Raw genomic sequence first — 14,049 nt, forward strand, 5'->3', positions numbered from 1 at the left:
ATGCGAACAACTGACAGAACATGACCATTACCCTCTACGGCATTCCCAACTGCGACACCGTCAAGAAAGCCCGCGTGTGGCTGGGCGAGCAGCGCCACGATTTCGCCTTCCACGACTTCAAAAAGCAGGGCCTGACGGCCGACATCGTGGCCGGCTGGCTGCGCCACGTGCCGCGCGACGTGCTGGTCAACCGCAAGGGCACGACCTGGCGCGGCCTGTCGGACGAACAAAAGGCGGCCGTGGTCGATGACGCCAGCGCCATCGCACTGGTGCTGGAATACCCGTCCATCGTCAAGCGCCCCGTGCTCGACCGCGACGGCCAGGTGGCCGTCGGCTTCTCGCCCGCGCAATACGCCCAGATTTTCAATCCCTGATACGAACTCCCCCATGATGACTTCCAAGACCCTGGCGCTGACGGAAAAACTGATCGCCCTCTCCTCTGTTACCCCGGACGACAAAGGCTGCCAGCAGCACCTGATCGACCTGCTGTCGCCGCTGGGCTTCGCCTGCGAAGTGATCGAATCGAACGGCGTGACCAACCTGTGGGCGCGGCGCGGCACGACGGCGCCGTTGCTGGTGTTCGCCGGCCACACCGACGTGGTGCCCACCGGCCCGGTCGAACAATGGCGCTCGGAGCCGTTCAACCCCACCCACCGCGACGGCAAGCTGTATGGCCGTGGCGCCGCCGACATGAAGACCTCGATCGCCGGCATGGTGGTGGCGTGCGAGGAGTTCATCGCCGCCCACCCCGACCACAAGGGCTCGATCGGCTTCCTGATCACCAGCGACGAGGAAGGTCCGGCCATCGACGGCACCGTCGTCGTCTGCAACCTGCTGCGCGAACGGGGCGAACAACTCGACTACTGCATCGTGGGCGAGCCGACCTCGGACGAGACGCTGGGCGACATGATCAAGAACGGCCGCCGCGGCTCGCTGTCGGCCAAGCTCACCATCAAGGGCGTGCAGGGCCACATCGCCTACCCGCAACTGGCGCGCAACCCGATCCACCTGGCCGCGCCGGCGCTGGCCGAACTGGTGGCCGAGCGCTGGGACGACGGCAACGAGTACTACCTGCCCACGTCGTGGCAGATGTCCAACATCAACGCCGGCACCGGCGCCAACAACGTGATCCCCGGCGAGATGGTGGTCGACTTCAACTTCCGCTTCTCGACCGCCAGCACCCACGAGGCGCTCAAGCAGCGCGTGCACGCCATCCTCGACAAGCACAACCTCCACTACGACATCAAGTGGACGCTGGGCGGCCTGCCGTTCCTGACCCCGCGCGGCCCGCTGAGCGACGCGCTGGCCGCCGCCATCCGCGCCGAGACGGGCGTGGAGACGGAGCTGTCGACCACGGGCGGCACCTCGGACGGCCGCTTTATCGCGCAGATCTGCCCCCAGGTGATAGAATTCGGGCCTCCCAACGCCAGCATCCACAAGATCGACGAGCACATCGAACTGCGCTTCGTCGATCCGCTGAAGAACATCTACCGTCGCACGCTGGAAAACCTGCTGCGCTGATGCCCGGCCCGGGGCGCCCGCGCGCCCGGCCGAGGGCCAACCATACCGTTACACCGAGATAGCCATGACCACGACTCCCTTCACCACGCCGCGCGACCTGCTGCGCTACGCCGTCACCCGCTTCAACACCGCCCAGCTGTTCTTCGGCCACGGCAGCGCCGAGGCGCTCGACGAGGCGGCCTACCTGATCCTGCACACGCTCAAGCTGCCGCTCGACAAGCTCGACCCGTTCCTCGACGCGCGCCTGCTGCCCGAGGAAGTGGCGGCCGTGCTGGCCGTGATCGAACGGCGCACGGTGGACCGCGTGCCGGCCGCCTACATCACCAACGAAGCGTGGCTGGGCACCTACAACTTCTACGTCGACGAGCGCACCATCGTGCCGCGCTCGTTCATCGCGGAACTGATCCCCGACTACTTCGCGCCGTGGGTCAATGAGCCGGACAACATCGCCAACATCCTGGAACTGTGCACCGGGTCCGGCTGCCTGGCCATCATGCTGGCCGACGCCTTCCCGGACGCCCAGGTGGACGCCGTCGACATCTCGGCCGACGCGCTGGAGGTGGCGCGCCGCAACGTTTCCACCTACAAGCTGGAGGACCGCGTGCACCTGATCCAGTCCGACCTGTACGCCAACGTGCCGGACAAGAAGTACGACCTGATCATCACCAACCCGCCGTACGTGAATTCCGGTTCGATGGCCAAACTGCCCAAGGAATACCTGGCCGAACCGCAGATCGCGCTCGACGGCGGCAGCGACGGCATGGACCTGGTGCGCAAGATCGTGGCCGGCGCCGCCGAGCGTCTGACCGACGACGGCATCCTGATCGTCGAAATCGGCAACGAGCGTGAATTCGCGGAAGCGGCCTTCGGCCACCTGGGCCTGACCTGGCTCACCACCAGCGCCGGCGACGACATGGTGTTCCTGCTCACCGCCGACCAGCTCAAACTGTAAAGAACCACCCGATGATCCGTTTTATCAATGTAAGCCTGATGCGCGGCGTGAAGCCGCTGCTCGAAAGCGTCGATGTCACGCTCAACCCCGGTGACAAGATCGGCCTGATCGGCGCCAACGGCGCCGGCAAATCGAGCCTGTTCGCCATGCTGCGCAACGAGCTGCACCCCGACCAGGGCGAAATCGACTTCCCCGCCAAGTGGCGCATGGCCTACGTGGCCCAGGAAACCCCGCCGCTGGAACGGGCCGCGCTCGACTATGCCATCGACGGCGACGTCACGCTGCGCAAGCTGGAGGCGGAACTGGCGCGCCTGGAGGCGGAGCCGGAGTCGCACGACAACGGCATCGCCATCGGCGAGATCTACAGCGCGCTGGCCGACGCCGACGCCTACACCGTGCAGTCGCGCGGCGAACAGCTGCTGCTGGGCCTCGGCTTCACGCTGGACCAGATGCAGCAGCCGGTGGCCAGCTTCTCGGGCGGCTGGCGCATGCGCCTGAACCTGGCGCAGGCGCTGATGTGCCCTTCCGACCTGCTGCTGCTGGACGAACCGACCAACCACCTGGACCTGGACGCCATCATCTGGCTCGAGGACTGGCTCAAGCGCTATGCCGGCACCCTGATCATCATCTCCCACGACCGCGACTTCCTCGACGAGGTGGTCAACGTGGTGGTGCACATCGACGAGCGCAAACTGAAGCGCTACTCGGGCAACTACTCGAGCTTCGAGCGCCAGCGCGCGGCGCAGATGGTGCTGGCGGCCGGCGCGCTGGAAAAGCAGCAGCGCAAGCGCGCCCACCTGGAGTCGTTCGTCAACCGCTTCAAGGCCCAGGCCTCCAAGGCCCGCCAGGCGCAAAGCCGCATGAAGGCGCTGGCCAAGATGGAGGAGCTGGCGCCGCTGCGCGCGGCCGCCGAATTCTCGTTCGAGTTCCGCGAGCCGCTGAACGCCCCCAACCCGCTGCTGGTGATGGAGGACGTGGACGCCGGCTACCGCATCGAGGACGACAAGACCGGCGACGTGGCCACCAAGAGCATCGTCCACGGCATCAACTTCTCGCTGCAGATCGGCCAGCGCATCGGCCTGCTGGGCGTGAACGGCGCCGGCAAATCGACGCTGATCAAGACCATCGCCGGCGACCTGTCGCCGCTGACGGGCAGCGCCACCACCGGCAAGGGCCTGACCATCGGCTACTTCGCCCAGCACCAGGTGGAGATGCTGCGCCACGACGAATCGCCGCTGTGGCACCTGGCCAAGATCGCGCCCACCACGCGCGAGCAGGAGCTGCGCAACTTCCTGGGCGGTTTCAACTTCCCCGGCACCATGGTCACCAGTTCGATCGCGCCGTTCTCGGGCGGCGAGAAGGCGCGCCTGGCGCTGGCCCTGATCGTGTGGCAGCGCCCCAACCTGCTGCTGCTGGACGAACCGACCAACCACCTGGACCTGGAAACGCGCGAGGCGCTGACGGAAGCGCTGGCCCAGTTCGAGGGCACGCTGGTGGTGGTGTCGCACGACCGCCACCTGCTGCGCGCCACCACCGACCAGTTCATCATCGTGGCCGACGGCAAGCTGCAACCGTTCGACGGCGACCTGGACGACTACAAGGACTGGCTGTTCCAGACCAAGCTGGGCAAGGGCACGGACGTGCTGCCGGCCGCCGGCAAGGCCAACAAGACCGACTTCCCGGTGGCCTCGCCCGTGGCGCCGCCGCCCGCGCCGGCCGTGGACCGCAAGGACCAGAAGCGCCAGGCGGCCGAGGACCGCCAGCGCCTGGCCGCGCTGCGCAAGCCGCTGGAGCAGAAGATCAAGCGCCTGGACGACCAGATCGCCAAGCGCAGCACGCAAAAGTCGGAAGTGGACGCCGTGCTGGCCGACGCGGCCATCTACGAGCCGGCCAACAAGGCCAAGTTGAAGCAGGCGCTGGCCGACCAGTCCTTCTTCACCAAGGACCTGGCGCAGCTGGAAGGCGAATGGCTGGAGTTGCAGGAGCAGCTGGAAGCGCTGGTCTAGCACCAACCGCCTAAAACCGGGGTCAGGTCATGTAGTCGCGCGATCCGCGCGACTACATGACCTGACCCCGGTTTTTTTTCGTCGGGAGCCGGCGCGCTCACGCGGCCTGGCGCGCGCCCACGGGCACTTTGCGGATCGACATCAAGCGGTCGATGTCGACCACGATCAGGCGCCGCCCGTCCACCTCGCCCAGCCCCAGCAGGTAGTCGACCGGCTGGCCGGCCCCGGCGCCGGGGATGGGCTGGATCTGTTCCGCGCTCAGGCTGACGATGTCCGTCACGCCGTCCACCACCATCCCCATCACGCAGCTCGACAGCTTGAGGATGATCACGTCCGTCAGCGGATCGTGCCGCTCCGGGCGGGGGCCGAAGGCGATGCGCATGTCGACGATGGGCATGATGACGCCGCGCGACACGGCCACCCCGCTGACGATCTCGCCATCCGTGGCGAAGCGCTCGAGCGCCTTCAGCGGCCGCAGCTCCTGCACCTTGCGAAAGTCGAGCGCGTATTCGAGACCGCCCAGCTGGAAACTCAGATATTGCTGGACGCCGACCTCCACCGGCTCCGTTCCCGGCACGGTTCCCGGCAGCGGCGGCGTGGCGCTGGCGCATGGCGTTTTCGCGATTGGCATGGTGTTCCTTTCGTCCGAGGTGCGGCGCTGCGACGCCGGCCGCGCCACAGCCTCCAGTAACAGGCATGTGCCATCCTAACCGCGCCCCCACGGGCCGTCGTTGAGAACGCTCAACTGTGCCCGCGACTTCCAGTTTGCTACAATGGCTGTCCCTCCCCCACCGGCATCCCGCCCCGCCGCCATCCGCGCCATGAACCGGCAGCCATCCGTCACCGTCGACCCGCAGCAAGTGGAGCTGATCGCCATCCGCGCCCAGGGGCCGGGCGGGCAGAACGTGAACAAGGTGTCGAGCGCCGTGCACCTGCGCTTCGATATCGGCGCGTCGTCGCTGCCGCCGCACGTCAAGGAGCGCTTGCTGGCCTTGCGCGACCACCGCATCACGCGCGAGGGCGTGGTGGTGATCAAGGCGCAGCAGTCGCGCAGCCAGGAGGCGAACCGCGAGGACGCGCTGCGCCGCCTGCAGGAACTGGTGGACAGCGTGGCCGTGCTGCCGCCGCCGCGGCGCGCCACCCGCCCCACCCTAGGCAGCCAGCGCAGACGGCTGGAGAGCAAGACCCTGGCGGGCGCGCGCAAGCAATTGCGCGGCAAGGTCGCGTTTTAAGGGGACGCCGCCGGCGGCGACTCGTCCAGCGCCCAGTCCACGGCGCCGCTGCTGCCCGAGAAGATCAAGGGCATCCGGCCGCCGGCCGCGCGCAGCATGCTCTTGATGGCCTTGGGCGCGCTGTCGTACAACGGCCCCATGTCCGGGTTGAACACCATGGAGCGCACGAACACGTCGCCATCGACCAGCCGCACGATGCAGCGCGTGCCGCGCATCACCAGCCGCTTCTGGCGCTCCACCAGCGCCATCTGCTCGCGCACCTGGTCCTGGCGCACCTGCTCGGCCTTGAGCGCCAGCGACAGTTTGGCCACCGCCTTGAGCGTGGGCCCCACGGCGCCGGCCATCTTGTGGAACAGCTGCTCCTGCTCCGGCGTGAGCACCACCTCGTGCTTGCGCACGCGCGTGGCCAGGGTCAGGTAGTTGCGCACCTCGGTCTGGCCCGTCAGGCCGTCCATTTCCGTCTTGCGCTGCGCGGCCTCGCGCTCGTGGCGCGCCAGTTGCGCGCCCAGTTCGGCCAGTTTGAAATCGTATTTCGACGTGTCCGGCACCAGCGCGAACACCAGCATCTCCGACTGCTTGCGCGGTCCCGCGCTGGCGATCTCGATCCGGCGGCCGGCCACGGCGCAGCCGATGGCCAGCTTGATCACCACCTCGTCGCCGATGATGTCGCAGTTGACGGCCTCGCCCACCAGCACCCGGGTGCCGGAGATGACGCAGTTCTCGGCCCGCGCCAGCGTGATCTCGCCCTTCTTCGTCTGCAGCACGGCGCCCGAGGCCACGCCCTTCATGCGGATGTCGCCGTCGGCGTTGACGGCGCTGCCGCCCACCAGGTTGCGGTGCAGGAGGATGGTGCCGCCGCGCGAACTGATGTTGCCGAACACGTCGCCGTGGATGGTGATGCTGCCGCCCTCCACCACGCGCTGCTCCTGCACCTCGCCGAACTCCTCGTACTCGCCGGCCAGCTGCAGATTGCCCGTGGTGCGCGCGCTCACGCCCTCGCGGCTGACGATCTTGGGGCCGATCGAGATGCGCTTGCTGGACGGGTCCACGTTCAGGAAGCCGTCCACCGCCGCCACCAGGTATTCGCCGTCGGGCTGGTGTTCGATCACGGTGCCGGTGCCGGCCACGGTGCCCAGTTCAACGTCGCGCGGCGGCGGCGGCTCGATCACGATGCCCGACAGTTCGAAGCCGCGCACGCCCGCCACCCGCGGCGCCTTGCGCAGCAGCCGCACATGGGCCTTGACCTGGGGGAAGCGGTTCTGGAACGTGTGCCAGTCGAGCCGGCCGTCGGCCATCTCGCGCGGCGCGTTGCTGCGGTGGATATCGCGCGACACTTCGACGAACGAGGCGTCCACGCCCGGCGTGGGGGGCAGCCGCCGCGCCGCCACGATGCGCATCGCCTTGCCCGAGGCGATGGCCGCCTTGACGGCCGGCGCGTCGATGCCGAAGCGGATGCCCTTGACCCACATGTCGGCCACGAACTCGTCGAAGCTGAGGCGGGCCGGTTCGGGCGGCGCGTCGGGCAGCTCCAGGAACACCGGCTCGAAATAGTATTCGGCTTCGCCGTCCACGATGCGCACGGCCTTGTACAGCGCGCGCCGCGCCGCCAGGAAAGGCTGGATGTCGTCGGCGAAGCGGATCAGCGCCTGGTTCCGCAAACCCTCCGGCAGCGCCGGGCCGCAGTTGTACAGCACGCGGATGAAGACGGAATAATCGAGCCCGCCGAAGCAGGCGCTGGACAGGAACACCTGGTTGACGGCAGCCTGGCGGGCCGCGGCCGGCGCGTCGGCCTGGAAGTACACGCCATCGGCCCGGCGGACGACGGCCGACGGCAGCCCGTCATCGGCAAGTTCAAAGTCGGCCAGGGCTTCGTCGGACACGGTCTTCCTCGATCGGGTGTGGTGGCAAGGCGCCGGAAGCGGCCGCGCTGCTGTTGGTCAGCGCCTGAAGCGTACCATGAGAGCGCACGCGCCGTCACCTTCCCGCCCCGCCCATCGCGCGCTAGATTGCGCTGCCGTGGGTCGCCAGGTGCCAGTCGAGCGAACCGCTGGCGCGCGCGAACAACTCCTCGCCGCCGCCCGGGGTGCCGCGCAGGCGCTGCTTGATGTCCTTGGCCGCCAGGTGGTACAGCGCGCCGCTGTCGGCCAGGAACGGCATGGTGCGCACCACCGTATCGCCGGCCACCATGTGCAGGCCGCAGCGGGCGTGGCCGGCCGCCTCGGCCCGCAATGCGGCCACCCGCGCGCTGCGCTCGACCAGCAATTTGTGCTGGGTCTGGCCGGCCTGCAGATCCTGGGTCAGCTTGCCCAGCGCCTGCACCTCGGCCGCCACGGCGGTGGCGATCTTGCGCAGGTGCTGGCCCTGCTCGGCGGTCAGCGTCAATTCCTGGGTGCGCAGCTTGGCCGCCAGCGCCAGGTAGCGCCGCATGTCCGGCTGCTGCGAGATGGCGTCGATCTCCGCCTGCAACGCGGCGTTGGCGTCGGCGAAGGCGGCGCTGCGCGCGCGCAGGTCGGCCAGCTCCTGGTCGACCTGGCTCACGTCGCGCACCAGCACGTAGACCACCATCTCGGTGCGCTTGCGCGGCCCGCAGCTTTCAATTTCGACATTGCGGCCCGCGATGGCGCAGCCCTCGGCCACGCCCACGCGCACCTCGTCGGCCACGATCTCGCAGTTCGACGCCTCGCCCACTTCCACGCTGGTGGCGGCCAGCACGCAGTTCTCGGCCCGCCCCACCACCAGTTTGCCGGCGCGCGTCTGCAGCACGGCGCCCGAGGCCACGCCCTTGACGTGGATGTCGCCGTCCGCGTTGTGGATATTGCCGCCCACCAGGTTGCGGTCCAGGATCACCTGGCCGCCCTTGGAGTGGATATTGCCGTACACGTCGCCGTGCACGGTGATGTCGCTGCCGTGCACCTCGCGCATCTCCTGCACGTCGCCGAATTCCTCGTAGCCGCCGGCCAGCTCGAGGTTGCCCGTGGTGCGCCCGCTCACGCCCTCCTTGCTGACGATCTTGTCGGTGATGGCGATGCGGTGCGACTTGGGGTCGACGCTGAGGAAGCCCTCCTTGGTCGACACCAGGTATTCGCCATCGTCCTGCTGCTCCACGGCCGTGCCGTCGCCGGCCAGGTGGCGCAGCTCCAGGTCCCTGGGCGCGTCCGGCGCGCTGGGCATGCCGGCCAGGTCGTAGCCGGGCAGGCCGGGCACGCACGGCAGCTTCTTCAGCAGCCGCATGTGCTGCTTGATCTGGGGGAAGCGGTTCTGGAAACTGAGCAGGTCCACCCGCCCGTCCGCGCGCTCGCGCGGGGCGTCGCTGCGGTGGATGTCCTGCGACACCTCGACCACCATGGCGTCCTGCCCCTTGGCCGGTTCCAGCTCGCGCGCCACGGTGATGCGTTCGCTCTTGCCGGTGCCGATGGCGTGGGCCACGGCCGCCACGTCCACGCCGAAGCGCACGCCCTTGAGCCACAGGTCGGCCACGAATTCATCGACGTCCAGCGTCGCCTGGCGTTCCGGCAGCACGCTGCCATCGGGCAGTTCCACGGCGTCCAGGAAGATCGGGGCGAAGAAGTATTCCGCGTAGCCATGCCCCATCTTGACCGTCTTGTACAAGCCCTGGCGCTCGGGCGTGAACGGCGCCACGCCATTGGCCAGGCGCAGCAGCGGCGGCTGGCCCGGCATGGGCGGCGGCAGGGCCGGCCCGACGTCGTACAGGGCCTTCATCAGGGCGGCGTAATCGAGGGTGGTGAAATAGCGGTGCGACAGGAACACCTGGTTGACGGCGGCCACCCGCGACGGGGCCGGCACGGCCAGGTCGGCGTACACGCCGTCGGCGCGCTGGATCAGGCCAGCGGGCAGCGCGCTTGCCGGCTCGGCCGGCGGCGCCGCCTCGGTAACTTCTGGGACCACGGTATTCCTCCAGCCAGACGCTCCGCCTCGGACGGGCGCGCCGCGGCGCAGTGCGATTGGAAATGGGAACGGGCGCAACAGCCCGAAAGCCGTTGCGCCTGATAAATTAATATTACACCCAAGTCAAGCCGGGATTGAAAATTTAACGTGGCGAAACCCCGAAAACCGGCGCGATGTGTGCGCAAAATCAACGGTGCGGCGGGTTGGCGTAGATATCCTGCCCCACCTCGTTGATCTGGCGCCGCAGGTCGCGCCGTTCGTCCGGCGTCAGACGGCCGGCGCGGCGGTCCGCGTTATGGCCATTCTCCTGCAGCAGGCGGCGCTGCTCCTCGGCGCGCCCCTCGAACGAGCGGGGATCGAACTGGCGCGGTTCGGCCTGGCGTGGATCGACCTGGCGCTGCTGCATGCGCTCGGCGCGCAGCATCTCGCGCATGGGCTGGACGGGCCGGGCTTCGTCGTGGGGGCCGGCGATGGCGGCCGGGGCGCCCAGCAAACCGCAGCAGACGGCCAGGGCGCCCACGGAGGATCGAACGCAAAAACTTGCGCTTGTTGCCGCGTAACGTGTTTTGTGATCGATGTGCATGCTGTTCCTCATCCCTGATACTGGCCCTGGCGGACGCGCGGTACGCATCCATGACCGCAGTGTATGATGCTTTATCAGACGCGGTAAGACCAAATGGGTAAAGTTTGTAACAGTTTGTAATGCCCTGCTGCAAACATTTTCGTCCGTCAAATATGACGTTACCATAGCAACATAAATATGACAAATCTGGCAGGATCATGACAACAAACGCAACGGAACTGAACAACACCCCGGCCAATCAACATGGTCATCAGGCCAAGATTATGGTAGTGGACGACGACGTGCGCCTGCGCGACCTGCTGCGCCGCTACCTGACCGAGCAGGGGTTCAACGTCTTCACGGCCGAGAACGCGACGGCCATGAACAAGCTGTGGCTGCGCGAGCGCTACGACCTGCTGGTGCTGGACCTGATGCTGCCGGGCGAGGACGGGCTGTCGATCTGCCGCCGCCTGCGCGGCGCCGGCGACCAGACCCCGATCATCATGCTGACGGCCAAGGGCGAGGACGTGGACCGCATCGTCGGCCTGGAGATGGGCGCCGACGACTACCTGCCCAAGCCGTTCAACCCGCGCGAGCTGGTGGCCCGCATCGGCGCCGTGCTGCGCCGCAAGGGACCGGACGAGATCCCGGGCGCGCCGTCGGAAACCCCGCAGACGTTCGAGTTCGGCCAGTTCGTGCTGGACCTGGGCACCCGCACCCTGAAGAAGAACGGCGAGACGGTGCCGCTGACGACGGGCGAGTTCTCGGTGCTCAAGGTGTTCGCGCGCCACGCGCGCCAGCCGCTGTCGCGCGAGAAGCTGATGGAACTGGCGCGCGGGCGCGAATACGAGGTGTTCGACCGCAGCCTGGACGTGCAGATCTCGCGCCTGCGCAAGCTGATCGAGCCCGATCCATCGAGCCCGCTGTACATCCAGACCGTGTGGGGCCTGGGCTATGTGTTCATTCCGGAGGGCCAGCCCCGCTGACCGGGACAGGCGCGCATGAAGCTTTCCGCAACGCTCCCGCTCCGCTACCTGTTCAATTTCAGCTGGCTCAAAAGTGGCCTGTTCTGGCGCACCTTCGTGCTGCTGGGGGCCTTGACGACGATGAGCATGACGGCCTGGGTCGGCATGATCAGCATCGTCCAGCACGAGCCGCAAGTGCAGCAGATCTCGGCCCAGGTGATCTCCGTGGTCACCATCACCCACGCCGCCCTCACCCACTCGGCGCCCGAACTGCGGCGCGAGCTGCTGTTCGACCTGGTGTCGAACGAGGGCATCCGGGTGTTCCCGCTGGAGGAGGACGACAAGGTGGCGCCGCCGCCCGACAACGCGCTGATGCCCGACATCGCCGCGCTGGTGCGGGCCAAGCTGGGCGCCGACACCCGCTTCTCGTCCGAGGTGAACGGCGTGGCCGGCTTCTGGGTCAGCTTCAAGATCGACGACGACCAGTACTGGCTGATGCTGGAGCGTAACCGCATCCGCGGCCTGACCGGCATCCAGTGGCTGGGCTGGGCCAGCGTGGTGTCGATGCTGTCGCTGCTGGGCGCGGCCCTCATCTCGAGCCTGATCAACCGCCCGCTGGCGCGCCTGACGGCCGCCACCCGCGCCTTCGCCCAGGGCAAGCGCCCGGCGCCGCTGCCGGAGAAGGGGCCGCGCGAAATCCGCGAGGCCAACCGCAGCTTCAACCAGATGGTGGACGAATTGCAGCAGGTCGAATCGGACCGCGCCGTGATCCTGGCCGGCATCTCGCACGACCTGCGCACGCCGCTGGCGCGCATGCAGCTGGAGGTGGAGATGGCCAACCTGTCGGCCGAGGCGCGCGACGGCATCCAGTCCGACATCGGCCAGATGGACGCCATCATCGGCCAGTTCCTCGACTACGCCAAGCCGACCGAGGCGTCGAGCTTCATCAATGTCGACATCGGCGCGCTGCTGCAGGACACGGTGCGCGAAGCGGAACGCCTGCCCGACGTGCGCATGCACGCCGAGATCGCGGAGCGGGCCCACGTGATGGGCAACGCCACCGACCTGCGGCGCGTGATCAACAATCTGATCGAGAACGCGCGCCGCTACGGCAAGACGGCCGGCACCGACATCACCGAGATCGACGTGCGCTGCACCGTCAAAGGCATGCACCTGGCCAAGCGCGTGGTGATCGAGGTGGCCGACCACGGCAGCGGCGTGCCGGACGACCAGATCGAGAACCTGCTCAAACCGTTCACCCGGCTCGACACGGCGCGCGGCCAGGCCAACGGCGCCGGCCTGGGGCTGGCCATCGTCGAGCGCGTGCTGCAGCGCCACGGCGCCGAACTGCACGTGCGCAACCGCGACGGCGGCGGCCTGCAGTTCCAGATCGTCATGCGCGCGCTGGCCTGACCGTCCATGGCGCCGTTGACGTTGCCGCGGACGATGGCGCCCGCCGCCTGCCTCCTCTGCCTGGCCGCGGCCGCGGCCGCGGCCAGCGCCGCGCCGCTGGCGGCGCCGCGAACCCGTCCGGCCAGCGTGGCCGAGCAGCGCTCGTTCGACCAGTTCCTGCGCCGGTACGACCCGGCGCCGGGCGCCGCCCCGGCCACGCTGATGGCGGAACGGCCCGCCGGCCAGGGCCCGTGGCAACTGAGCGCCACCATGGAGACGGCGCCCCGGCTGGCCATGCCCGGCGTGTGCCAGCTCGAACGCAGCGTGTTCCGCCACGTGCCGCGCGCGCCGGACGGCCAGCCCTGGCGCGCCGACGGCCTGGCCCTGCCCTATGTGTGGCTGGCCGTGGACGGGCCGTGCGTGGCCCCGGCGCGGCCGGTGCGGCTGCTGCAGGCGCTGCCGCCGCATCTGGTGCTGCAACTGTTGAAGGAGAACGCTGCGCTGTTGAACCGGGCCCGCCTGCTCTTTGCCGGCAATACCCAATGCGCGCGGCTGCGCGCGCTGCCGTTCGCGCTCGAGGCGCTGGGCGCGGGCGCGCGCGCGAACGGGGCGCCCACCATCTACACGCTGCTGTACCGCAGTGAACGGGGCGACCTGGCCCAGGTGGATGCCCGCTACAGCCGCGCCGAACTGACGGCGTGGAACGTGAGCTGCCCGGCGCCCTAGCGGCGGACCGGGCTCGTGCATGTCGCGCGCTCAGCCGCGCACGGGGGCCCCTTCCAGCAGCCGGGACAACAACAACTCCGCCGAGCCGTAGCCGTACAACGAATCGGTTTCCATCCCCTGGGTATCGTAGGGCACGGACTCCTCGCGCTCGGAACGGCTGGGATCCTGGTCGGAATAGGTCACGCGCCAGGCGCGCCGCAACGCGTCGGCGCGGCGCAGGTAGGCGGGCATCGGCCACGAGGCCGGGTTCCAGTCGGGGCTTTCGCCCAGCACCGGCCAGCGTCCGCTGGCCAGCGCCATGTCGCCCACGCGCAGCACGCGCAACGCGTCCCCGGCCCGCAACCGGAGCAGCGACTCGAACGGCGGCAGATGCGCATGGCGCGGCCCGAACAGGTAGGCCAGCATGATGCGGCTCGACGGCGCCAGCCGCGCCACCAGCCCGCAGCCGTAGCCGCCCTCCAGCAGCGGCACCGCGAACCAGCTTCCTTCGTGATATGGCTGCTTCATTGATACCTCATCGTTCAACACGGCGCCGTCCCGCGACCGCATCGGCGCGGCGGCGCAAAACCGCAGTGTAGCGGCGGCGCGACGAAGGCGGCGCACGCCACCGGCCGGGAAAACATGGCTTTATGTTACACTGCTGCCTCGCTAGGGGTCCTGGAACGCTGTTCCGGGTGAGAGATACCCTCCGTACCTGATCTGGATAATGCCAGCGAAGGAAAGCGCAAAGTGCTCCCCCATCTTTGACAGCTCCCCCCGCTGGTTCCAGCCCGACAAGCAACGAACA

The 14,049-nt window shown here is 68.5% G+C and carries 13 protein-coding genes and 1 riboswitch; of the genes, 8 read left to right on the top strand and 5 right to left on the bottom strand.

The annotated features are described in order from the left end of the window. Window positions 1–20: 20 nt before the first annotated feature. The 4 genes from AC1RQG_RS10710 (at window position 21) to AC1RQG_RS10725 (ending at window position 4,479) form a co-directional block, all read left to right on the top strand. Entirely contained in the window at window positions 21–374 is a 354-nt protein-coding gene (locus tag AC1RQG_RS10710) for an arsenate reductase (RefSeq protein ID WP_493131066.1), read from the top strand. Window positions 375–387: 13 nt separating this feature from the next. Beyond that, the gene (gene dapE, locus AC1RQG_RS10715) at window positions 388–1,521 is read left to right on the top strand and encodes a succinyl-diaminopimelate desuccinylase (RefSeq protein ID WP_493131068.1); all 1,134 of its coding nucleotides are present in this window, start codon (window positions 388–390) and stop codon (window positions 1,519–1,521) included. Between the two features lie 64 nt (window positions 1,522–1,585). Next, window positions 1,586–2,473, top strand: coding sequence for a 50S ribosomal protein L3 N(5)-glutamine methyltransferase (gene prmB / locus AC1RQG_RS10720; protein ID WP_493131070.1), 888 nt, complete (start codon window positions 1,586–1,588; stop codon window positions 2,471–2,473). A gap of 11 nt (window positions 2,474–2,484) precedes the next feature. Further along, a complete protein-coding gene (locus AC1RQG_RS10725; protein WP_493131073.1) occupies window positions 2,485–4,479 on the top strand; it encodes an ATP-binding cassette domain-containing protein in 1,995 nt (664 codons plus the stop codon). 97 nt (window positions 4,480–4,576) lie between these two features. Here the strand turns inward: AC1RQG_RS10725 and AC1RQG_RS10730 are convergent, their stop codons facing one another. Further along, window positions 4,577–5,110 carry a chemotaxis protein CheW gene (locus AC1RQG_RS10730; RefSeq protein ID WP_493131075.1) on the bottom strand — a complete coding sequence of 178 codons (534 nt, stop codon included), beginning with the start codon at window positions 5,108–5,110 and terminating at the stop codon, window positions 4,577–4,579. A gap of 190 nt (window positions 5,111–5,300) precedes the next feature. Here AC1RQG_RS10730 and arfB point away from each other — a divergent pair, with 190 nt between their 5' ends. Next, window positions 5,301–5,711, top strand: a complete 411-nt coding sequence (gene arfB, locus AC1RQG_RS10735; protein ID WP_493131077.1) for an alternative ribosome rescue aminoacyl-tRNA hydrolase ArfB — start codon at window positions 5,301–5,303, stop codon at window positions 5,709–5,711. Here the strand turns inward: arfB and AC1RQG_RS10740 are convergent. The 3 genes from AC1RQG_RS10740 to AC1RQG_RS10750 form a co-directional block, all read right to left on the bottom strand. Further along, window positions 5,708–7,591, bottom strand: a complete 1,884-nt coding sequence (locus AC1RQG_RS10740; RefSeq protein WP_493131079.1) for a flagellar assembly protein A — start codon at window positions 7,589–7,591, stop codon at window positions 5,708–5,710. The two genes, arfB and AC1RQG_RS10740, sit on opposite strands and share 4 nt — an antisense overlap. A gap of 121 nt (window positions 7,592–7,712) precedes the next feature. Beyond that, complete coding sequence (locus AC1RQG_RS10745; protein WP_493131081.1) at window positions 7,713–9,617, bottom strand: flagellar assembly protein A; 1,905 nt, start codon at window positions 9,615–9,617, stop codon at window positions 7,713–7,715. A 187-nt stretch (window positions 9,618–9,804) separates the two neighbouring features. After that, window positions 9,805–10,137 carry a hypothetical protein gene (locus tag AC1RQG_RS10750; protein WP_493131083.1) on the bottom strand — a complete coding sequence of 111 codons (333 nt, stop codon included), beginning with the start codon at window positions 10,135–10,137 and terminating at the stop codon, window positions 9,805–9,807. Window positions 10,138–10,397: 260 nt separating this feature from the next. Here AC1RQG_RS10750 and ompR point away from each other — a divergent pair, with 260 nt between their 5' ends. The 3 genes from ompR to AC1RQG_RS10765 are packed head-to-tail and all read left to right on the top strand — an operon-like array spanning window position 10,398 to window position 13,262. Beyond that, window positions 10,398–11,165: an osmolarity response regulator transcription factor OmpR gene (gene ompR, locus AC1RQG_RS10755; RefSeq protein WP_493131085.1), complete on the top strand. Its 768-nt coding sequence runs from the start codon at window positions 10,398–10,400 to the stop codon at window positions 11,163–11,165. 15 nt (window positions 11,166–11,180) lie between these two features. Continuing rightward, window positions 11,181–12,557 carry a sensor histidine kinase gene (locus AC1RQG_RS10760; protein ID WP_493131087.1) on the top strand — a complete coding sequence of 459 codons (1,377 nt, stop codon included), beginning with the start codon at window positions 11,181–11,183 and terminating at the stop codon, window positions 12,555–12,557. A 6-nt stretch (window positions 12,558–12,563) separates the two neighbouring features. After that, on the top strand, window positions 12,564–13,262 hold the full coding sequence (locus AC1RQG_RS10765; protein ID WP_493131089.1) for a hypothetical protein: 699 nt from the start codon (window positions 12,564–12,566) through the stop codon (window positions 13,260–13,262). Window positions 13,263–13,292: 30 nt separating this feature from the next. Here the strand turns inward: AC1RQG_RS10765 and AC1RQG_RS10770 are convergent, their stop codons facing one another. After that, window positions 13,293–13,769, bottom strand: coding sequence for an Imm26 family immunity protein (locus AC1RQG_RS10770; RefSeq protein WP_493131091.1), 477 nt, complete (start codon window positions 13,767–13,769; stop codon window positions 13,293–13,295). A 133-nt stretch (window positions 13,770–13,902) separates the two neighbouring features. Then, window positions 13,903–14,000: riboswitch (TPP riboswitch) on the top strand. Window positions 14,001–14,049 lie beyond the last annotated feature (49 nt).

This window comes from Rugamonas sp. GW822-FHT03B10 (assembly GCF_058801745.1).